This is a genomic window from Nitrincola sp., from assembly GCF_048264025.1.
GTDB lineage: Bacteria > Pseudomonadota > Gammaproteobacteria > Pseudomonadales > Balneatricaceae > Nitrincola.
In genome coordinates, this window is record NZ_JBLXDN010000003.1 from 181,239 (window position 1) to 202,123 (window position 20,885).

The 20,885-nt window shown below is 52.6% G+C and carries 17 protein-coding genes; 3 read left to right on the plus strand and 14 right to left on the minus strand.

The window, feature by feature from the left end; all coding sequences use genetic code 11:
• Positions 1-64: 64 nt before the first annotated feature.
• From ACN0R1_RS04325 to ACN0R1_RS04390, 14 genes are all read right to left on the minus strand, one after another.
• A complete protein-coding gene (locus tag ACN0R1_RS04325; protein ID WP_417580288.1) occupies positions 65-2,335 on the minus strand; it encodes a mechanosensitive ion channel domain-containing protein in 2,271 nt (756 codons plus the stop codon).
• Positions 2,336-2,346: 11 nt separating this feature from the next.
• Positions 2,347-3,054 (minus strand): electron transport complex subunit E, encoded by a 708-nt coding sequence (locus ACN0R1_RS04330; protein ID WP_417580290.1) that lies wholly within the window; start codon positions 3,052-3,054, stop codon positions 2,347-2,349.
• The gene (rsxG, locus tag ACN0R1_RS04335) at positions 3,044-3,706 is read right to left on the minus strand and encodes an electron transport complex subunit RsxG (RefSeq protein WP_417580292.1); all 663 of its coding nucleotides are present in this window, start codon (positions 3,704-3,706) and stop codon (positions 3,044-3,046) included. Before rsxG ends, ACN0R1_RS04330 begins: the two co-directional genes overlap by 11 nt.
• A gap of 1 nt (position 3,707) precedes the next feature.
• Positions 3,708-4,766, minus strand: coding sequence for an electron transport complex subunit RsxD (rsxD, locus tag ACN0R1_RS04340; RefSeq protein ID WP_417580294.1), 1,059 nt, complete (start codon positions 4,764-4,766; stop codon positions 3,708-3,710).
• Positions 4,766-6,469, minus strand: a complete 1,704-nt coding sequence (gene rsxC / locus ACN0R1_RS04345; protein ID WP_417580296.1) for an electron transport complex subunit RsxC — start codon at positions 6,467-6,469, stop codon at positions 4,766-4,768. The genes rsxD and rsxC overlap by 1 nt, the downstream gene beginning before the upstream one ends.
• Entirely contained in the window at positions 6,466-7,065 is a 600-nt protein-coding gene (rsxB, locus tag ACN0R1_RS04350; RefSeq protein ID WP_417580298.1) for an electron transport complex subunit RsxB, read from the minus strand. Before rsxB ends, rsxC begins: the two co-directional genes overlap by 4 nt.
• Positions 7,066-7,078: 13 nt before the next feature.
• Complete coding sequence (gene rsxA, locus ACN0R1_RS04355) at positions 7,079-7,660, minus strand: electron transport complex subunit RsxA (RefSeq protein WP_417580300.1); 582 nt, start codon at positions 7,658-7,660, stop codon at positions 7,079-7,081.
• A 228-nt stretch (positions 7,661-7,888) separates the two neighbouring features.
• Entirely contained in the window at positions 7,889-9,559 is a 1,671-nt protein-coding gene (gene cysN / locus ACN0R1_RS04360) for a sulfate adenylyltransferase subunit CysN (RefSeq protein ID WP_417580301.1), read from the minus strand.
• Positions 9,560-9,584: 25 nt separating this feature from the next.
• The gene (cysD, locus tag ACN0R1_RS04365; protein ID WP_417580303.1) at positions 9,585-10,502 is read right to left on the minus strand and encodes a sulfate adenylyltransferase subunit CysD; all 918 of its coding nucleotides are present in this window, start codon (positions 10,500-10,502) and stop codon (positions 9,585-9,587) included.
• 143 nt (positions 10,503-10,645) lie between these two features.
• On the minus strand, positions 10,646-11,083 hold the full coding sequence (locus tag ACN0R1_RS04370; protein ID WP_417580305.1) for an RrF2 family transcriptional regulator: 438 nt from the start codon (positions 11,081-11,083) through the stop codon (positions 10,646-10,648).
• 12 nt (positions 11,084-11,095) lie between these two features.
• The gene (locus ACN0R1_RS04375) at positions 11,096-12,283 is read right to left on the minus strand and encodes an NnrS family protein (protein ID WP_417580307.1); all 1,188 of its coding nucleotides are present in this window, start codon (positions 12,281-12,283) and stop codon (positions 11,096-11,098) included.
• A gap of 127 nt (positions 12,284-12,410) precedes the next feature.
• On the minus strand, positions 12,411-13,175 hold the full coding sequence (cobA, locus tag ACN0R1_RS04380; protein ID WP_417580309.1) for a uroporphyrinogen-III C-methyltransferase: 765 nt from the start codon (positions 13,173-13,175) through the stop codon (positions 12,411-12,413).
• Positions 13,162-15,801, minus strand: a complete 2,640-nt coding sequence (locus ACN0R1_RS04385; protein ID WP_417580311.1) for a molybdopterin-dependent oxidoreductase — start codon at positions 15,799-15,801, stop codon at positions 13,162-13,164. Before ACN0R1_RS04385 ends, cobA begins: the two co-directional genes overlap by 14 nt.
• 261 nt (positions 15,802-16,062) lie before the next feature.
• Entirely contained in the window at positions 16,063-16,887 is an 825-nt protein-coding gene (locus tag ACN0R1_RS04390) for a helix-turn-helix domain-containing protein (RefSeq protein WP_417580313.1), read from the minus strand.
• Between the two features lie 163 nt (positions 16,888-17,050).
• Here ACN0R1_RS04390 and ACN0R1_RS04395 point away from each other — a divergent pair, with 163 nt between their 5' ends.
• The 3 genes from ACN0R1_RS04395 to ACN0R1_RS04405 are packed head-to-tail and all read left to right on the plus strand — an operon-like array spanning position 17,051 to position 20,807.
• The gene (locus ACN0R1_RS04395; protein ID WP_417580315.1) at positions 17,051-18,469 is read left to right on the plus strand and encodes an aspartate ammonia-lyase; all 1,419 of its coding nucleotides are present in this window, start codon (positions 17,051-17,053) and stop codon (positions 18,467-18,469) included.
• A complete protein-coding gene (locus ACN0R1_RS04400) occupies positions 18,466-19,470 on the plus strand; it encodes an asparaginase (RefSeq protein ID WP_417580317.1) in 1,005 nt (334 codons plus the stop codon). The genes ACN0R1_RS04395 and ACN0R1_RS04400 overlap by 4 nt, the downstream gene beginning before the upstream one ends.
• 59 nt (positions 19,471-19,529) lie before the next feature.
• On the plus strand, positions 19,530-20,807 hold the full coding sequence (locus ACN0R1_RS04405; protein ID WP_417580319.1) for a nitrate- and nitrite sensing domain-containing protein: 1,278 nt from the start codon (positions 19,530-19,532) through the stop codon (positions 20,805-20,807).
• The last annotated feature ends 78 nt before the right edge of the window (positions 20,808-20,885 follow it).

Here is a 20,885-nt window from a genome sequence, read left to right on the forward strand (position 1 = left end):
AATTTAACCGACTGATGTTAAACAAAAAATGGGCAGCATGCAATGGATACTCCAGCGACCTGAGCTAGGCCTCATCAAAATCAGTGCCGCTTTGCGGGTTCGAACGGGCTTCATCCGGTTGTTGCTCCAGGCCCTTTTCGGCGCTACGAGATGCTGGGGTGCTGACCAGATTAAGTGGTGCCGGTGGTGCGGATCCATCCTTGTTCTGACCGAAGTACATGGTCAAATGCGGGAAAGGAATCTCAATACCCGCTGCATCTAAATGGCGTTTTACCAGTCGGTTGTAGGCTCGACCCACTGACCACTGTGAGCCAGGCAGGGTCTTGATTCGTACACGAATATTAACCGCGCTGTCAGCCAGTTCTGAGACGCCCTGAACTTCCAGTTCACCCATAATATCTTTGCTTTGTTCAGGATCACTCATCAGTTCATCAAAGGCTGCACGCAGATGCACTGTTACTTCGTCAGTATCTTCACGATAGGCCACTCCATAATCACCGACATGGAAACCATAACCGCGCATATAGTTGGACACAGTGGTAATAGAGGAGAAGGGAATCAAGTGATAAGTACCGAAGCGGTCACGTAACCCTAACGAGCGAATTGTGAGGTTTTCTGCCGTACCGGTAATGCCATCGGCAGTGACAACATCCCCGCTGTTTATAGCATTTTCCAACTGAATGAAAATACCGGTGATGACATCTTTAACCAGCGTTTGGGCACCAAAGCCGATGGCCAGACCCACAACACCGGCACCGGCAATCAGTGGTCCAATATTCAGTCCCAGCTCTGCCAGGGTTATCATTACTGTAAATACGATCAGTGTGATCATCACGGCATTGCTTAACAGCTTTAGCAGGGTTTGCTGGCGCGCGCTGGCGGCTCCGCGGCCTGTATGTGGGCTAATTTGGTGTTCAATCCAACTGGCAAAAGCGATCCAGATCAGCTTGGCAATAAGCAAGATAATGGCTACTGACAAGACCGTTCCCAATATGCGGCTACCGCTGTCTGAGCTGAGCCAGTCAGTAAAGTTAAACAAAGACCAGGCATCCAGAACAAAGGCGAACACTACCAGCATGATGACCAGTCGCACAAATTTTAATGAGGTGGGAATGAACTCGTTCAGGCGTGCTTCCAATGCCGGAAAGCGGGCTCTCAAGTCATCGGAAACCTGCACCTGACGGGAGATGACCTGCGTTAGCAGTGCTGAAATAAACAACCCCACGACAATAGCCAGAAGGGTTTGCAGGCTGGCTTGTAATATCACCGGTAGAGCATCTTCGGGGCGTATGGCCGTAACCAGTAACAAGCCGGCAAAATAGGCGATCGCCAATAGATGCCAGCTGCGTGCCAGCATATTCAAAATAACTGTGGTAAAGGCAAAATCTGCTTTTTCGGCCTGTTCACTGATACTTTGAGCCACGCGCTTTTTGTTCTGCAAAATAATGGCCAGTGCATAGGCAAAAGCAGTCAACATGACCAGCAGGCTGACAAGATGGCCCAAGGCGGGCGCCGCATAAAAGTTTACTACTGGCACCAGTAGCAACATGCCGTAACCGATAAAGCTGCTGATTTTAGCTAACCAGGCATTCCAATAGGCGGCCGTTTCAGCACAGAAGGGTAGCAGCCGCAAGCCGTTATAGCGTGCAGAAAAGAATAACCGCACCAGTGATTTGAACACTTCAATGACGAGGAATGCATTCAAGAAGAGTGACTGAACCATGCTCATTTCACCCAGCTCACCAATCAGGAAGAGGGCGACACTGTAACCTGTAACCCAGGCCAGCAGAATGGTCAGCAGATCCACCAGCAGGGCCCCAAGAACAATCAACAGCCGAGATACCAACCGACCTGCACCGGGTTTGGTGCTGACCAGATTATCGGCATAGCGGAACAGCGGTATGGCCAGTTTACGCAGCACAAAGTAACTGATCAGCGTAGCAATAATGATGTAAAGAAAGTTAAGGGCATATGGCACCATCAGATGCCAGTCGCTATTACCGAGTTTGGTGATAACTTCCAAAGCTTCTAACACCTGTTGCGTCATTTGCTGCGCAAAGGCTTGAGTGGTGTCGGCTATCTGGCGAATCAGAGACGCCTTCGGCTCTTCTGTCGTCTCGGTTTTTTCCGGGTCGGCCAGTGCGCGCAGTTCGCTGATAAGCTGGTCACGGGTTTCCGGATTTTCGAGCAGATCGGCCAGCAACGCGCTTGAGGGCTTATTGTCGGTCGACTCAGTCGTTTCCTGAGCGAACAATGAAGTTGAAGTGAAGCTGGCAATTAACAGCAGCAAGAAAGCCAGGGAGAGGCGGGTAATGATTGGTTGAGACGTCAGCATAAAATCCTGTGTTATCCGGTAATTCTGACCCGCTTGGTGGGCACGGGCTCCACATCTTGTTTTTTGATACGCTCAGCGCGCGTTTTCAGTTTAGCATCGATGATATTTTTCAATGCAATCAGCAATCCCATGCCGACAAAGGCTCCAGGAGGAAGTGCTGCGAACAGAAAGCCACGATAGTCTTCAATTAGGGTAATTTGCCAGCCCCGTGCGAAGTCGCCAAATAACAGATGCATGTTGCTGAACAAGGTACCGGCACCCAGTGCTTCTCGCATGGCACCCAGCAGCATCAACACCAGTGTGAAACCTATCCCCATCATCAATCCATCTGTCACGGCGGCAGGCACGGAGTTGCGCGAAGCAAAGGCATCAGCACGTCCCATAATGGCGCAGTTGGTAACGATCAACGGGATAAAAATGCCTAGAATCAGGTAGAGTTCATAGGTGAGTGCCTGCATCAGCAGTTCTATAGCAGTAACAAAGGCGGCAATAATCATGACGAAAATCGGTAAACGCACGGCCTCGGGCACCTGATGGCGAAACAAGGATACCGTCAGATTGGAGCCTACCAGTACCACGGTAGTCGCCAGGCCTAGGCCTATGGCATTAACGACACTGCCGGTAACCGCCAGCAGTGGACACAAGCCCAACAGCTGTACCAAAGCAGGGTTGTTATGCCACAGGCCATCCAGGGTAATTTTTCTATACTCAGGATTCATGTGGACTACCTCGCTCGATGGTGTTTTGCGGTTGATTAAACGGCATTAATATCTGAGTTTTACGCTGTTCATAGTAGCGAAGAACTGCCGCTACCTGCTTAACAATAGCACGGGGTGTAATGGTTGCGCCGGTAAACTGGTCAAACTGTCCGCCATCTTTACGTACCTTCCAGCGGCTGTCCTCCTCGCCGAGCCAGCGTTGATCATTGAAACTCAAAATCCAGTTTGATTTATCCAGTTCAATTTTATCTCCCAGTCCGGGCGTTTCCCTGTGCCCGATCACTCTGACACCGGCCACGCGACCATCGCGCCAGATTCCCACTAACAGATTTATATCACCGCTGTAGCCTTCTGCGGTGGTGACCGGCAGGATCACCGCCTCAACACGACCATCAACAATACTTTGGAAAACCTTGATAGGTTGTGTCATACCCAACTCGGGTGCGGGTACCTCCAATACCTGCAAGTGCAGGTTGGGATCCAGTTGCTGGGGCAGAATTTCATAGAGTGCCCTTGCCTGATGGGCTTCCCGGTTAGCAGCGATGCGCTCCTGGGTTAATACCTGAGTAATGGCGATCAGACCGGCCGTCACCGCTGCAAAAATGGCAATGCCAGCGGTGTTGCGACGAATACTAGCGAGTAGATCCTGCATGCTACTGCCCTCCGCCTATACCGCGTTTAGCCCGCCGATGCCCATAGCTGCGTGGCTGGGTGTAGTGATCGATGAATGGGGCTGACAGATTCATCAGCAAAATGGCAAATGCCACAGCATCCGGGTAGTTACCCCAGGTGCGGATGATGTAAACCAGTAGACCCACGCCTATACCGAACACCACCTTGCCACGGTTACTGGAGGCACAGGAAACCGGATCAGTGGCAATAAAGAAAGCCCCCATCATCGTGGCACCGACACCAATATGCACAAACGGATCAGCAAAGCTGGAAGGGTCACCGGCATAGAAAAGGCTGGAGAGTAGGAATAGCGTACCGATCATGGCAAAGGGCGCATGCCAGGTAATCACTTTGCGGTAGATCAGAAAAATACCGCCCATCATCCAGGCCGCACTGATGCTGTACCAGGCAAATACGCCTTTACTGAGTACAGTAGAGCTGCGCCAGACTTCTTCAGTTGTCATGCCTGCACGATGCTTGAGTACTTCCAGTGGTGTTGCACCGGTATAGCCATCGATCAGACTATGATCCACCGAGGTGAAAATGATCCGCAGAGTTTCACCCAGGTGGGTCAGGGCTGACCAGTCGTTGTCAATGAGTACAAAAGGTGCATTCCATTGGCTCATCTCGACCGGAAAGGAAATCAGTAGCAGGGCATAGGCAACCATAGCCGGGTTAAAGGGGTTGTTGCCCAGGCCACCGTATAAATGCTTGGCAATCACAATCGCGGTAAACACGCCGATAACAATGATCCACCAAGGTGCAAACGGCGGGATGGCCAGTGCCAGCAGCACTCCGGTGACTAGCGCACTGCCATCTCTGAGGAAAAAGCCCAGTGGGCGTTTGCGTAGTCGCAGGCAAGCCGCTTCAAATACTAACGCGCAGCTACAGGCCAATAGCAGTTGAATCAGACTTCCCCAGCCAAAGAAAAGGGTCAGTGCCAGCAGTGCCGGTAGGGTAGCCAATAACACCAGGCGCATGACGCGATCGGTAGCATTCGCTTTGGAAACATGTGGTGAGCTCAGGTGAATCAGTGCCATCAGTTCTGTTCTCCTGCGGCGCGTTGCCAGGCCTGTTCGGCCGCGTCAGCACTCTGCTCAAGTTGGATAACGGTAGCGTCCAGTTTATCCGTGCCTTCGAGACCTTTTTCACGCGCATTCTTGAGTGCCTCACGGGCTTTTTTCAGCTTGGTGCGGGCGATGGACGCAGCTGTTTTCAATTTCTTCAATTCGGCTTCCTGATCGGGAGGCGCGGAGCTGCTTAATGCAACTTCAGCTTCAGCTTTCTTGCGGGCCTGGTCGCGTGCAGCGGCTTCGGCGCGCTCTTTACGGCGGAGTTCTTTCTCTTCCACTTCGCGTGCCAGGCGAGCCTGACGAGCTTCAAAGCGTTCACGTGCCTGAGCCGCTTTCAGTTGTTCGGCTTGTTCATTACGGATTTCAGATTTGGCAAAACGATAATGCTGCACCAAAGGGATATTGCTGGGGCAAACATAGGCACAGGCGCCACACTCGATGCAGTCAAACAGGTTGTGATGACGGGCCTTGTCAAACTCCCGGCCTTTGGCAAACCAGTATAGCTGTTGTGGCAGCAACGAAGCAGGACATACCTGTTCACACATGCCACAACGAATGCAGGGCTGTGCCGGTGGTGCCGGTGGCATCTCTTCACGTGTTGCGGCAATAATACAGTTAGTGGTTTTAATCACCGGGATACGGTCATCTTCCACCGAAATGCCCATCATCGGTCCACCCATGACCAAACGGAACAGGCGTGAGCGATCTACATCGGCGGATTCCAACAGAGTAGAGAAAGGCGTGCCGATCAGAACTTCATAGTTCTGCCGGTGACCCAAAGCAAAGCCAGTCAGGGTGACAATACGTGAAATCAGCGGTTCACCAAGTTCCACCGCACGATACACGGCGGCGGCTGTGCCGACATTCTGACAGACTATGCCGACATCGGCGGGTATTGATCCGCTGGGTATTTCCACATCTGTCAGCAGTTGAATCAGTTGTTTTTCACCGCCGGAGGGGTAGCGTGTTGGCACCACCATCAGGTCGATAGGCAGATTACGTTTTCGAATGGCTTCCCGCAGCGCTTTGATGGCATTGGGTTTGTTATCTTCAATACCGATAAGCGTATGACTGGGCTCGAGAATGTGGGCAATGATTTCGATACCAGACAGTATTTCGTCCGAACGTTCGCGCATTAGTGCGTCGTCGGCCGTAATATAAGGCTCACACTCGGCGGCATTAATGATCAGGGTGTTAACGATATGGTCCTGACCCAGATTCAGCTTGATATCGGTTGGGAAACCCGCTCCGCCGAGCCCGGCAATACCGGATTCGCGGATATGCCGAATCAGATTTTTTTTACTGACACTGCGATAGTCCGGTAAGAGTTCGCGTTCGATCCAGCGATCTTCACCATCAGTTTCAATGACGATACAAGGCGATTCCAATCCGGACGCGTGGGGTACAGGTTGCAGACCAATATAGGCGATGATTCCTGAGCTGGGCGCGTGAATAGCCGCACTGATATGGCCATTAGGCTCGGCAATTTTTTCGCCCTTGAGAACCGCCTGTCCGACTTCAACCAGTGGCGTAGCGGCTTTGCCGATATGCTGCTGCAGTGGCAATATCAGACGTGAAGGCAGCGGTGCCTGACGAATCGGTGCGCCCAGTGACTGGCGCTTGTTTTCCGGCGGATGAACCCCGCCATGAAAGCTGTAAACCCGACTCATTGTGAACCTCCCTGCAGCAGATGTCCCCGACCACGGTCAGTGAGAATCAGGTTGGGATCAGAGACTGGCGCGGGCCATTTCCAGTTGGCCGGGGTAACAGGTAGTGGCAGCATATCAATACAATCTACAGGGCAGGGTTCAACACAGAGATCACAGCCGGTGCACTCACTGACGATGACGGTGTGCATCTGTTTCGCCGCTCCCAGAATGGCATCCACAGGACAGGCCTGAATGCACTTGGTGCAGCCGATGCACTCATCTTCACGAATATAGGCCACCGTTTTAGCTTGTTCTTCACCGTGTTCAGCATCCAGTGGGACGACTTCACGGTCCAGCAGGTCAGCCAGGGATTCGATGGTACTCTGGCCCCCCGGCGGACATTTGTTGATGGCATCGCCACTGGATATAGCTTCAGCATAGGGGCGACAGCCGGGATAGCCGCACTGACCGCACTGAGTCTGTGGCAGTAATGCATCTATCTGGTCGACAATCGGATCACCCTCGACACGAAAGCGCACTGAGGCATATCCCAGGATCACCCCGAAGACACTGGCTAATGCCAATAGAATTAAAACAGCTGTCAGAATGATTGTCATACAGCGGCTTCCCTCAAACCCTGACCAGACCGGTAAAGCCCATGAAGGCCAACGACATCAGTCCGGCCGTCACCATGCCGATGGCCGCTCCGCGAAAGGTAACGGGTACATCGGCAACGGCAATGCGTTCACGCAGAGCAGAGAAGAGCACCAGGGCCATGGAAAAGCCCACGGCTGCCCCAAAGCCATAGGCAATGGATTCCAGGAAGTTATTTTGCTTCTGAATATTTAACAGGGCGACGCCCAGCACCGCACAGTTGGTGGTGATGAGTGGTAGATAAATACCCAAGAGTTTGTGCAACAAGGGACTGGTTTTGTGTACCACCATTTCGGTGAACTGCACGACCACAGCAATCACCAGAATAAAGGCGATGGTGCGTAGCCAGGTGATGTCAAAGGGCAGCAACAGGTAACGGTACACCAGGTAGCTGCAGACTGACGCCAGCGTCAGCACAAAGGTTGTGGCGAGTGACATGCCCATGGCGGTTTCCAGTTTATTGGAAACCCCCATAAATGGACAAAGCCCTAAAAATTGCACCAGAACAAAGTTGTTCACTAGTACGGTGCTTATCAGGATAAGAAGAAATTCATTCATACTCTTGGTCAGCGTGTCCTGAATCAACGAGCGAAGAAGGTGCCGGTTTGGCTATTCTGTTATGTTAACGGATTCAGCCCCTGCGGGTACAGATGCAGATCATTGATCCAGCGCAACTCTACCGCACTTCAACAGCACTTCAGGGGCTAAATTTCTTTTACCTTCAAAGATATAAGCTCAAGCCTATATGTTTATATGTAGCTAATATATGTTTGGCTAGTGCGGCAACTACAGCCGTTTTAGCCATGCACTCACGCGTTGGCTGGTGCTGTCCTGGTCGTCATCCAGATTAATGATCTGGCTACTACTAAGTTCATTTGCTGCATTGGTGATCAATATGATCCCTTTGCTGGTCAGCCAGTTGACCAGTGTATCATCTGTGTCTGGCTGGGGTGCTTGCGTCGACTCAGTATCCAGTACAAAAGCCACCTTGCCTTGGTCAAACAGCGCTTTTTCCAGTGAGTAGAGCAGTTGAACACGCTGTTCGGCCGTGCCACCTTTGACTTGAATACAGCTGGCTTTCTGGCCAAAGCGTTGTTCCCACAGGCTGCTGTTAAGCAGGCTTTCGGAGGTCAGTTCCAGCTTGTCCTGGGTCTGCTCCGGTGGCAATATCATCCCTGCGGCAACCGTCCGGTTGGTAAACCTGTCCACCAGAATGAAACCACCTGTGCCTTTATGCAGGCGGTAGTTGTCTGCAACCACTGCACGTTCCAGTGACAGATCGACCCTGGCAATTTCATTTAGTTCCAAAGAGCCGGCCGGTATATGCTCCAGGGTGTTTACATCGATGCGGTGATGGATACGGCTTATCCGTCCGGTCTGACGACTCGTCGCCAGTTTAATCTCATAGTCCCGCGCAGGATTGAGTGGTTGTTCGTCCATCCATACCAGATGCGCGCTGAAGTGCTGGCGTGATTCCGGTGCCGCGTCAGCGTGTACCAGCAGGTCGCCACGGGAAATGTCAATTTCATCTTCCAGTGTCAGCGTCACCGCCATAGGGGCAGAGGCTCTGTCCAGTTCACCGTCCCAGGTCACTATGGATTTGATGCAACTCTGCTTGCCAGAGGGCAGCACTTTAATCGCATCACCGACCTGGACCACGCCCGAGGTCAGGGTGCCACAGTAACCGCGGAAATTCAGGTTAGGGCGGTTAACATACTGGACCGGGAAGCGTAACTCATCAAAGTTATGGTCCTGGGCGATCTCGATCTGCTCCAGCAATGTCATCAGTGGTGCGCCGGTATGCCAGGGCATGTGTGCGGATGGGTTGACGACATTGTCACCGTTAAGGGCTGAAATGGGTGCAAACTGTATATCCGGCAGGTTCAGATCTTTGGCAAATTCCAGATAATCGGCCTTGATCTGATTGAAGCGTGCTTCACTGTAATCCACCAGATCCATTTTATTGATTGCCACCAGCGTATGGCGAATACCCAGCAGGGAGACGATAAAACTATGGCGGCGGGTTTGCACCTGCACCCCATGGCGAGCATCAATCAGAATGATCGCCAGATCACAGGTAGACGCACCTGTAGCCATATTGCGGGTGTATTGCTCATGCCCAGGGGTGTCGGCGATGATGAACTTGCGCTTGGCGGTAGAAAAATAGCGGTAGGCAACATCAATGGTAATGCCTTGTTCACGCTCGGCCTGCAGGCCGTCAACCAGTAGCGCCAGATCAACGGTATCACCGGTGGTGCCGACTTTTTTACTGTCATGGGTAATGGCGGCGAGTTGATCTTCATAGATCATCTTCGAATCATGCAGCAGCCGTCCGATCAGGGTGGATTTGCCATCATCGACACTGCCGCAGGTGAGCAGGCGCAGCAGTTCTTTGTTTTCGTGCTGGTGCAGGTAAGACTTGATATCGCTGGCGATAAGTTCGCTCTGGTGGCTCATGTTCTATTCCTCTCGGCGGCTGTGTTCAGAAATAACCTTCCATCTTCTTCTGCTCCATGGAGCCGGCACCATCATGGTCGATGGCGCGCCCCTGGCGCTCAGAAGTGGTGGCCAACAGCATTTCCTGAATGATCTCTTCGAGGCTATCAGCCTCGGACTCAACGGCGCCGGTTAGTGGGTAGCAACCGAGTGTGCGAAAACGTACCGATTTCATCACCGGGGTTTCTTCGGGACGCAGTGGCATGCGCTCATCATCTACCATGATCAGCATGCCATCACGATCTACAACCGGGCGTACCGCTGAGTAGTAGAGAGGAACGATGTCGATGCTTTCCAGGTAGATGTACTGCCAGATATCCAACTCTGTCCAGTTAGACAGAGGAAACACCCGAATGCTTTCGCCTTTGTCGACGCGGGTATTGAAAATATTCCACAGTTCGGGACGCTGGTTTTTAGGGTCCCAGCGGTGGTTCTTGTCACGGAAGGAGAAAATACGTTCCTTGGCACGCGATTTTTCTTCATCACGACGGGCTCCACCGAAGGCGGCATCGAATTTATACTGATTCAGCGCCTGTTTGAGCCCTTGGGTTTTCATAATGTCGGTATGTTTCTTTGAGCCGTGCTCAAACGGGCTGATTCCCATCTCAACACCTTCCGGGTTGATATGTACAATCAGATCCATACCGGCTTCCTTGGCCATATTGTCACGAAAGCGGATCATCTCCTGAAACTTCCAGGTGGTGTCTACATGCAGTAAGGGAAACGGCGGGTTGCCTGGGTAAAAGGCTTTGCGGGCCAGATGCAGCATGACGGAGGAGTCTTTGCCAATGGAGTAGAGCATTACCGGGTTATCAAACTCGGCGGCGACTTCACGAATAATGTGAATACTTTCCGCTTCGAGCTGTTTCAGGTGCGTTAATCGGTTTTCGGGTAAGGCTGGCATAGCAAAGTCTTCCGTCAGCAATCGGTCTACGGGATGTTAAGCTGCCGATTATGGAGGATTTTATATAAAATAAAAAAGAATATATATGAATTTTTATAGACTTATATGGAATATGGGGCGGTAAGGATATCCAGTGTACCGACTTAGGTGAGGTTCAATAGCTGCGTCAGTTGTGGCTGTGATCGGGCCGAGACCAGATCCGCCAGCGTATAGCGGTCCAGGCACTGGTAAAAAGCCTGCTGTGCTTCAGCCAGAATACCTTTGAGTTGGCATGCTGGTGTGATCACACACTGGTTGTCGCGACCAAAGCATTCAACCAGCGGCTTGTCTTGCTCGGTTTCCCGAATCAACTGGCCCAGATTTATGTCACTGGCGGATCCTTTAAGCCGCAACCCGCCGTTTTTACCGCGTTGAGCGCAGAGATAACCGCGCTGATTGAGAACCTGTACCACTTTCATCAGGTGGTTACGGGAAATACTGTAGCGCTCGGCGATTTCAGCAATTGTACACTGTGCCGGCGCTTTTACAGCGGCGTAGATAAGCACTCGAAGCGCATAATCGGTAAAACTGGTGATATGCATGGATAACCTGAATCAGCCGGGGCGCCCGTCAGCACGCGGGCGGCTCAGAATAGGCCAGTAGAGTACTACAAAGAGCGCAAAGGCGATAATCCAAAACACCGCCGAGAGCAAAACCCCCGTGGTGTAGTCGATCAGTTGCGCTGCGGCAAGCATTCTCAGCATTCCCGACAAAATTATAGCAATATAGATCAGCAGCCCAAAGCGCACCAGTTGCAAAGCGCGCCCGGTATGGCCCATGGCCACACGGGTCATCACCCCCAGAATCAAGGTACCCATGGCGCCGACACCGAGCGCATGTTGCCAGAGAGAGTCAGATAATCCTGGCAGGAGTAGGCCAGCAGCACGCAGAAGCAAGGCAACAACAATCCACAGATAGCCCAGATGCAAAATCCACAGCAGGGGTTCTTTGTTGACCAGCCAGCCGCGCCACTGGAATAAGCGAATAGCATTAACTACCCCAGCCGCTAGCGCACATACGGCAACCACACTGCCAGGTACCCCACCCAGGTTGAGTGGAATCAGCAGGGCGGTGCTGGCAATCGCCAGTAGATCCATGCGCGCTGAGCGTATCACTCTGGCAGGATTACCTCCGTGCATGCGAATCCAGTTGGCGGTGAACGCCGGTGTTATACGGCCAGCGATCACCACCATCATCAGGGTGATCAGGTTAAGCCCGAGTAACTCGCCTTGTCGCATTAGCCCGGGGGATAGTTGTAGCTGCCCCAGATGCATCAGCAGGTTGGCGATAAACAGCAGTGTCAGAATAACGACCAGAATCAGGTTTTTGCGGTTTTGTGCGCGTAGCAGTACCCGTGTGACGTAGATTGCCAGTACCGGTAAAAATGCCAGATCCACAAGGGCCACCACCAGCCAGGGCAGGGTGGCAGAAAGCCACATCACCACACGTCCGGCGCACCAAAGCAATACCAGGGCGAGCAGTGCCTTGCCCTGCAAAGGGGCTGCACCTGTCCAGTTGGTCATGGCGGTCAGCAGAAAGCCGGCAATCGCGGCGGCCACAAAGCCAAACAGCATCTCATGGCTGTGCCACAGCAGTGCGGGCCAACTGATCGGCAGGGTGGTCCCAGTAAATAACAATAGGCTCCATCCCAGGATAATGCAGGCGGCATAAGCGGCGGATAGCAGGAAAAAAGGCCTGAAGGCGAAAGCTAGCAGGGCAATGGGTGGTTTTTTTGACAGCATGTTACGCGCTCCGGATGATAGCTTGAGCCGCCGCCATTGCATGTTTGGCGGCGGCCCTGTGATCTCTGCTAGCTATACTAGCGCGCTTTTATTAAAGATGTAAATAAAATGCATCTTATGGTGTTTGTCAGGCGGCTTTAAGTAATGCATTGATTTGTTGCGCTGCGACCACCTGCCCGACAAAAATCAATGTGGGCGATTCGAGGCGATGCTGCTGGATGCAATCAACCAGGTTGGCAAGGTCGGTACGCACGCTGCGCTGGTTGCGTTGTGTGCCTCGTTCCACTAGCAATACCGGCCAGTCAGGAGGCAAGCCATGGCGTTGTAACTCCAGACTGATGCGCGGTGCTTTAGACAGGCCCATGTAAAACACCAGGGTTTCATCACGGCGTGCCAGATCGGCCCAGGGCGTTTCCCGATCATCACAGGTGTGTGCGGTCACAAAGCGAACGCTGGCGGCAATAGAGCGTTCGGTGAGGGAAAAGTTACAACTGGCGGCACAGCCTGCCGCAGCGGTAATACCGGGTACCAGGGTAAAGGCAATGCCGGCTTGTTGCAGTGCCTGAATCTCTTCGGTCACCCGACCAAACACCAGGGGATCACCGCCTTTTAATCGTACTACCCGTTTACCCAGGCGTGCCTGCTTAATTAACAGCTCACAGATGGCCTCTTGCGACATACTGTGCTGGCCTTTGCGTTTACCGACATACATTCGGGGAATGCTGACCGGAATATCAGCCAGCAGCTCATCGCTGACCAGCGCATCATAGATGAGTACGTCAGCCTGCAAGATCAGCCGCCAGCCTTTTCGGGTGATCAGTTCAGGGTCACCGGGTCCGGCACCAACCAGTGCAACGCTACCGCTGTGTTTATTGGCATTAGTGGGTAACATCTTCAGCCTCCTGCGCCAGTAGCGCCTTGAGTTCAGGTATACAGGAACCACAATTGGTACCACAGCTCAGGGCTTTGCCCAGTGCTTCAACGCTGTGGCAACCCGATTGAATGGCTGCTCTGATGGTTGGGTCATCGACCTGGAAGCAGCTACAGATCAGCTCGCCTGATGCCGAGTCTTGATCACTCTTGAGCAGGTTAAGTTGCTGCAAGGCTGTCAGGTTCGAACGTGTAAATTGTCGATCGAGGGGTTTCAGGTCAGGAAAATGCTTGTCAGGTGAAACCAGCAACAGCCACAACAGCTTGCCGTTCTCCAGTGCGCAGGCACGCAGTTGGCCGTTGGGCTGGGTCTGTAGAGAAAGATCCGGACGTTGTCCCAGGTGTTGCAGGCACCAGTCTGACCAGCTTTCCGGCCAGTCGCTGTCAGCCAGGGCATAACCCATCGCCTGCTGCTGGGGCATGCGCGCCCAGTAGCCGCGCAGATTAACGCTCAGATGCTTAGCAGTTAATAACCTGGCGTGCCAGGCTGTCACAACACCGGATAAGCGCACGGCCCCCTGTTTTGATTCCGGCTGGCCGGAAATTGGATCGGCCACGGATTCAATCAGCACGTTACAACGACCCTCACTACTGAAGGATTGCGTCCAGTGCATGGGAACAAACACCTCGCCAGGGCGTTGCCCTGGTGTAATGCGAACCCGGCCGATAAACTGCCCTTGAGCATTCTCCAGCCTGGCCAGATCCTGATCCTGAAGTGCATGGGTGGCTGCATCCAGCGGGTGCAGGTCAATAAAGGGCTCGGCACGATGGCGAAACAGGGTCGGCGTGCGGCCCGTGCGGGTCATCGTGTGCCATTGGTCACGAATACGCCCGGTATTAAGGCGCAAGGGCGCTTCGTCCGTCAGCTGTTGCATGGGCTGTTGCGAGCTGACAGGTATCAGTCTGGCCTTCCCTGAAGGCGTGAAAAACTTGCCGTTACTAAACAGGCGTTGTGTGCCGTAAGGCGCATCGGCCGTGATTGGCCACTGAATGGGTTGAAGCTGGTCATATTCAGTCTGGCTCAATCGGCTCAACCCACTGATATCAAAGCAACGCTTTCCAGCGTTCTCAAATCCTGACAGCGCGGCGTGTTCGGCAAAAATGTCGGCTGGATGTGAGTAGTTGAAGGCGTCGGCAAATCCCAGCCGTTTTGCTACCTCACAAATAATCTGCCAATCATGACGTGCTTCACCAGGGGGCGGGAGCAAGCTTCGCTGGCGCGAGATGCAGCGCTCTGAGTTGGTGACTGTGCCGTTCTTTTCACCCCAACTGCTGGCGGGCAGACAGATGTCGGCCAATTGCAGCGTATCGGTATCGGCCATGGATTCAGACACAATAACTAGCTCACAGCGCTTCAGCGCCCGGCGTATCAGATGAGTGTCCGGCAGGCTGACCAGCGGGTTGGTGGCCATTATCCAGAGTACTTTAATTTCTCCGCGCTCCACAGCGTTGAACAGCTCCAGTGCTTTATGTCCCGGTTCACTGGCCATATTGGGGGCATTCCAGAAGCGCTGCACCCGGTCAACATTTTCTGGACTGAAATCCATATGCGCCGCCAGTTGATTGGCGAGGCCTCCCACCTCCCGTCCACCCATGGCATTGGGTTGGCCAGTCAGTGAGAAGGGCGAGCTGCCTGGCTTACCGATACGGCCCGTTGCCAGATGGCAGTTGATCAGGCTGTTGACCTTGTCGGTGCCGGAACTGGATTGATTAACACCCTGAGAAAACAGCGACACAGTGCGTTCCGTTGCCGCAAACCAGCGGAAAAAACGTGTCAAGTCATGGCTATCAAGACCGGTTTTGGTGGCGGCAATCGAGATGTCGGGAGTGTCGGCGCGTGCTGTCGCCAGTGTTTGTTCAAAGCCTTCGGCATGCTGCAACAGAAACGCATGATCCACGTGTCCCTGATCCGCAAGGTAAACCAGCAGTGCATTAAACAAGGCCGCATCGCTACCCGGTTGCAGTTGCAGGTGCAGATCTGCCAGATCACAGCTGGCTGTTGCCCGCGGATCTATCACTACAACACGTAGAGAAGGATTAGCCTGTTTTGCTGCCTGGATGCGTTGATAAAGGATCGGATGATTCCAGGCCGCATTAGAACCCACCAGCAGGATCAGATCAGCTATTTCCAGGTCTTCATAGCAGCCGGGTACGGCGTCGGCGCCGAATGCCCGCTTATGGCCGGCAACGGTTGAGGCCATACACAAGCGTGAGTTGGTATCGACATGGGCTGAACCGAGAAAGCCTTTCATCAACTTGTTGGCTACATAGTAGTCTTCAGTCAGCAACTGGCCGGACAGGTACATGGCAACGCTGCCAGGCCCATGTTGATCCACCGCTTGGCGTATCTGCCGGGCCACCTTATCCAGAGCCGTATCCCAACTGACTGCACGACCTTCAATGCTGGGTAGCAATAAACGAGCCTCTGGCGCGGTGGTTTCATGCAGGGTAGAGCCTTTGACACACAGACGTCCCCGATTCGCCGGATGCTGTGGGTCACCAGATACACTTAGAATCCGGTTTGCACTCAGTTCGGCGGTTATCCCGCAACCTACGCCACAATAGGGGCAGGTGGTCTGCTGTTTCATAAGCTTTATCCCAAAAAAAAGCCCGCATCTTCATCCCCCAGTGATGCGGGGTGAAGATGCGGGCGCCATTGCCGTAGTCAGAGTCAAACTCTGATAGAAACTATAAATTGTGTTGTTGCTTTGCGTTAGTTACCAGCAAAAAAGGTGCCATAGTAGGCTTATCTTTAAAAATCAGTTGATTGCTGGCAAGGCTGGGATTTGAAATATCTAGAAAGCGTTATATTGGCACTATTTTGGTGCGTGCAATGCCGCTTTCGATCCTTACCTGGGCAGATGTCGTGCACGCAAATGGTATTCATCGGCTGCAATCTGATTGGATAGTGCTTGTTTCAGTAGTGGCTCAATCTGGTCAGTATCCAGCGGATAGAGTCCGCAGAGGCGCAGAGCCTGGCGTTTATCCACGGAATTTCCAAGGTGCTCGTAAACTACCCGAGTGGCACAAGGCATGCGTTCACCACTGCCGGATGCCCCCAGCTTAAGGCCGGTCAGATAGCTAATACGATTCCTGTAGCTTGGAAACAGGATAGTCTGGCTAATTTCCTGCCCGGTCAGCGACTCATAATCCACCATAAAAATTCGGTCAGCTAAAAGATAGGCCGCACCGAGATAGATGCCATGGCAGGGCTTTTCATTTGGACGCTCCTGCATGCGCTCCAAACGCTGAAAAACCACCTGATCGGAGACTTTTTCGATATGCACCAGCGTTCGCAGGATTTTTCCAGGTGAGGCCATGGATAGGTAATACTCAAAATAATAGCCGAGGTACCTGTCCAATCCCTGACCACTTTGTTGTCGCAGGCGTTGCAAATGCTGTTGTTCAGCGGCAGGTTGCTCCGTGGCATGCGTAGTGATGCGAGGGCGAACGCTGATCAGGCGCTGAAACTGATGATGGGGCAGTAGTATTTCATGCGGTTCCACACCAAAAAAATCACAGATCTGTTGCAGCCTATGCGTAGAGGGATGATTGCTGCCTTTCAGGTAGCGATTGAACTGGGTGCGGTTGACCCCTAAACGTCGGCAAACCTCGGCAATGGATTTGTGGTAGCTGCAGAGTAATTTCAGATTACTGCAGAAGTGCTCAGTCATTGGGTGATGGACCTGTCTCAGTGGCTGTTGGAAAGTCTAATGAAGTGATGCATTGTGATGCATATAGCGCTTATATCTGCATCTTAAAGCAACAATTTGCCAAATGGTAGTCAAGCTGGTCCGTTGGTTTAATAGGCAAAAACAAACAAACGGATAATCGCTGATGAAAACACGTCTTGAACACGATCTGCTGGGTGAACGCGTAATGCCGGATTATTGCTGGTATGGCATCCAGACCCAGCGCGCACTGGATAATTTTTCCATTACCGGTATACCGCTGAGCCACTTTCCTGAATTAGTGAATGCTTTGGCGATGGTAAAGCAGGCGGCGGCTTCAGCGAATCGAGATTTGGGCGTGTTACCAGTGACTAAAGCTGAAGCTATCATTACCGCTTGTCAGGATATACAGCTTGGTAAACTGCATGATCAGTTTGTCGTGGATATGATCCAGGGCGGCGCGGGTACCTCAACCAATATGAATGCCAATGAAGTGATTGCCAATCTGGCACTGACTAATACGGGCCATCAGCGCGGTGATTATCAGTTTTTGCACCCCAATGACGATGTAAACCGTTCCCAGTCAACCAATGATGCCTATCCAACAGCAGTTTGTGTTGCCGTTCAAATTGCCACAGAACCACTTATCGTCACGTTGCAGGCGCTGATTGATTCACTACACGAGAAAGGACAGGCGTTTAATCATGTGGTAAAAATGGGCCGAACCCAACTACAGGATGCGGTGCCTATGACACTGGGTCAGGAGTTTGAAGCCTTTGCCGTAACCCTGCGTGAAGATATCGACCGGTTACATGAAGCCTGTGCACTATTATGCGAAGTCAATCTTGGTGGAACAGCCATAGGAACAGGGATTAATGCCCACCCTGAGTATTCTGCTCTGGCGATAGGCCATCTGGCCCGTATAAGCGGCAAGCCATTGGTGCCAGCGACTAACCTGGTTGAAGCCACGTCGGATATGGGTGCCTTTGTATTTTTCTCGGGCATTCTGAAACGTCTGGCGATCAAACTCAGCAAGGTGGCTAACGATTTACGGCTGCTCTCAAGTGGCCCCCGAACCGGATTGGGTGAGATACGTTTGCCAGCGGTACAGCCGGGTTCATCCATCATGCCGGGTAAGGTCAATCCGGTAATTCCTGAAGCGGTTAACCAAACCGCTTTTCAGGTGATTGCCAATGATCTGGCAGTGACTCTGGCTGCCGAAGCGGGGCAATTGCAGCTCAATGCGATGGAGCCGCTGATAGTCTATAACCTGCTCAGCTCAATTCGAATGCTAAGCTCCGCCTGTGAAATGCTGGATCAGCGCTGCATCCGGGGCATAGAGGCTAATGAAGATCGCTGTGCAGAACATCTGCACAACAGCATTGGCGTGGTTACAGCACTGGTACCTCATATAGGCTATACCCAGGCCTCACGCATTGCTGCACAGGCGCTGATGAGTGGAGAAACCGTCAGGGAGCTGGTGCTGGCAAAAGGACTGCTGACACCTCAGGAGCTCGACAGACTGCTGAGCCCGGAAGCCATGCTAAAACCTTATATGACGCTTGAGCCGGAGAGCGTCTTATGACAGCGCCGGTACTGGTTATACACTGTGGTGGCACGATTGGCATGCTTGCAACGCCCGAAGGTTATGCTCCCGCGGAGGGGTTTGAACAGCGTTTACGGAACAGCTTGAGCCCGGCTCAATCAGTGGCATTTGACTGGTTGGAACTGCAACCGCTGATTGACAGTGCCGCCGCAGAACCAACCGACTGGCTGCATTTAGCGCGTCTATTAGGCTCCTACTGGCAGGACTACAGGGGTTTTGTGATCCTGCACGGCACAGATACGCTAGCCTATACCGCGTCGGCCTTGTCATTTATGTTAGGGCCATTAGATAAACCGGTGATCATCACTGGGGCTCAGATTCCTCTGAGTGAGCCTCGCAGCGATGCGCCAGTCAATGTAACCAACAGCTTGCAACTGGCCGCCGACGGTCTGATTCATGAAGTGTGTGTGTGCTTCCATGATCGGCTGCTGCGCGGTAATCGCTGCCGGAAGCTGCATAGTGAATCCATGGCTGCATTTGACTCACCGGCCTTTCCAGCGCTGGCAAAATTGGGGATTAAACCCCTTTATCAGCCGTTGCAGGCGCTACCCCAAGGCAAGGCTGGGTTGTCGGCCTTGCCAGAGCAGATGCATGCTGAGGCGGTTGTGATGCTAAGTGTCTATCCAGGTATGGCCAGTGAACAGCTGCAATGGCTGTTGCATCAGCCTGGATTACGCGGATTGGTACTACAGACCTATGGTGCTGGTAATCCTCCCAAAGGGTTGGTATCGGTGCTGGCTGAGCTGATTGATGCCGGGGTGACAGTTATCAATGTCAGTCAGTGTATCAGTGGTGGTGTAACCCAGGGCAGTTATGCCAGTGCATCAGACTTAAACCGCATCGGTGTGATTTCCGGAGGGGATCTGACACCTGAAGCGGCCTTCACCAAACTGCATTGGTTACTGGCATGTCACTTTTCAGAGGCGGGGTTAGCAAGGTTACTGCAATGTTCTATTGCTGGCGAGTGCTCGGCAGATTAATTGGATAGTGGTATAAACCTTGCAGGATGATGTTCCAAATAGACATAACGGAGCACATCATGCCTTCATGCAGTGCAGAAGATTTTTTGCTGGCCTCAAAACGCTGTGAAATTGCCAACCTGGAAGAGTTGTTGTTGACCGGCGAACTGGTAAACAGCATCAGTCAGCTGGTACATATGCTGCAACGTGAGCGGGGGTTGTCAAATGTCTATATCGCCTCAGAAGGTGAGCGTTTCGGGCCACAGCGCCATGAACAGATAGCCCTGTGTATGGAAATGGAAGCCGGCCTGAGACAACGCCTGGCAGCCTTGGATCTAAGCGCTTGCCATCTGTCTGGCAGTGTGCGCTTGTATACCCGGATAGCCTATGTATTGCATGGGCTGGATGCTCTGCCTGAAATACGTCAGCGTGCATTGCATCTGCGGATTACGGCAAAAGAGTTGACCCGCCTGATCAGTGCATTGATTGCCGGCTTGTTGTCTGTGGTATTTGAAGCGGCGGATACCGCCGCTGATCCGGATATTACCCGGGCACTGGTCGCCATGTTCAATTTTATGCAAGGAAAAGAACTGGCCGGGCAAGAACGTGCCTGGGGTGCCAGTGGCTTTGCCGCAGGACACTTTGAAACCGAAGAACAGCATAAACTGCAACATTTGATTGAAGCTCAGGCGCGTTGTTTTGAAACCTTTGCCGAGTTCAGTAGTCCGCAACCCTTAACCTTGTGGGAGGCGCTGCTGGTACATGAGTGTGCCGCTGAGCTGAACAGGCTGCGTCAAATCGTGGCGCGAGCCCAGGCCGACGAGGCCATTCCTTCAGCCTTCAGTGAGGTATGGTATGACGTCGCCACCTGCCGTATCGATGCCATGAAACAGATAGAAGAAGCCTTGGCTGCCGACTTGTTGGCACTGTGTACCACCAAACTCGATGGGGCCCAGTTGGACTTGCGCAATCACCGCTGTTTGCTCAATAGCCTGGTAACTGATGCAGGTGAGTCTTCCTCCTTAAGCTTTCTGACCGATTCATTACAGGCTTTCGAACAGCACTCCAGTGAAGAAACACCACCTGCCGGGCGTTCTGTGTATGAGTTACTTAAAGCACAGTCTATGCGCTTACAGTCTGTCAGTGATGAGTTGCAACAGGCGCGTCAGGCGCTGATGGAACGCAAAACTCTGGAGCGAGCCAAGGGATTGCTGATGGAATACCAAGGCTTGTCTGAAGATCAAGCCTATCGCCAGATACGTCAGTCAGCTATGGAACAGAATTTACGCTTGATGGATGTGGCCGAAATCATCATTGAACGCACCCGCATACTGCTACGCAATAATCACACTGGCTAAACCTTACATCGTTTGTATTCGTGGATCATTTCAGTGCGCCTTGCACAGGATGGGTGCGGTATTGAGGGTGAAAAACAC

Coding starts and splice junctions, on each gene's coding strand:
- ACN0R1_RS04325 (WP_417580288.1), bottom strand. CDS start 2,335: ATGCTGACGTCTCAACCAATCATTACCCGCCTCTCCCTGGCTTTCTTG.
- ACN0R1_RS04330 (WP_417580290.1), bottom strand. CDS start 3,054: ATGAATCCTGAGTATAGAAAAATTACCCTGGATGGCCTGTGGCATAAC.
- rsxG (WP_417580292.1), bottom strand. CDS start 3,706: ATGCAGGATCTACTCGCTAGTATTCGTCGCAACACCGCTGGCATTGCC.
- rsxD (WP_417580294.1), bottom strand. CDS start 4,766: ATGGCACTGATTCACCTGAGCTCACCACATGTTTCCAAAGCGAATGCT.
- rsxC (WP_417580296.1), bottom strand. CDS start 6,469: ATGAGTCGGGTTTACAGCTTTCATGGCGGGGTTCATCCGCCGGAAAAC.
- rsxB (WP_417580298.1), bottom strand. CDS start 7,065: ATGACAATCATTCTGACAGCTGTTTTAATTCTATTGGCATTAGCCAGT.
- rsxA (WP_417580300.1), bottom strand. CDS start 7,660: ATGAATGAATTTCTTCTTATCCTGATAAGCACCGTACTAGTGAACAAC.
- cysN (WP_417580301.1), bottom strand. CDS start 9,559: ATGAGCCACCAGAGCGAACTTATCGCCAGCGATATCAAGTCTTACCTG.
- cysD (WP_417580303.1), bottom strand. CDS start 10,502: ATGCCAGCCTTACCCGAAAACCGATTAACGCACCTGAAACAGCTCGAA.
- ACN0R1_RS04370 (WP_417580305.1), bottom strand. CDS start 11,083: ATGCATATCACCAGTTTTACCGATTATGCGCTTCGAGTGCTTATCTAC.
- ACN0R1_RS04375 (WP_417580307.1), bottom strand. CDS start 12,283: ATGCTGTCAAAAAAACCACCCATTGCCCTGCTAGCTTTCGCCTTCAGG.
- cobA (WP_417580309.1), bottom strand. CDS start 13,175: ATGTTACCCACTAATGCCAATAAACACAGCGGTAGCGTTGCACTGGTT.
- ACN0R1_RS04385 (WP_417580311.1), bottom strand. CDS start 15,801: ATGAAACAGCAGACCACCTGCCCCTATTGTGGCGTAGGTTGCGGGATA.
- ACN0R1_RS04390 (WP_417580313.1), bottom strand. CDS start 16,887: ATGACTGAGCACTTCTGCAGTAATCTGAAATTACTCTGCAGCTACCAC.
- ACN0R1_RS04395 (WP_417580315.1), top strand. CDS start 17,051: ATGAAAACACGTCTTGAACACGATCTGCTGGGTGAACGCGTAATGCCG.
- ACN0R1_RS04400 (WP_417580317.1), top strand. CDS start 18,466: ATGACAGCGCCGGTACTGGTTATACACTGTGGTGGCACGATTGGCATG.
- ACN0R1_RS04405 (WP_417580319.1), top strand. CDS start 19,530: ATGCCTTCATGCAGTGCAGAAGATTTTTTGCTGGCCTCAAAACGCTGT.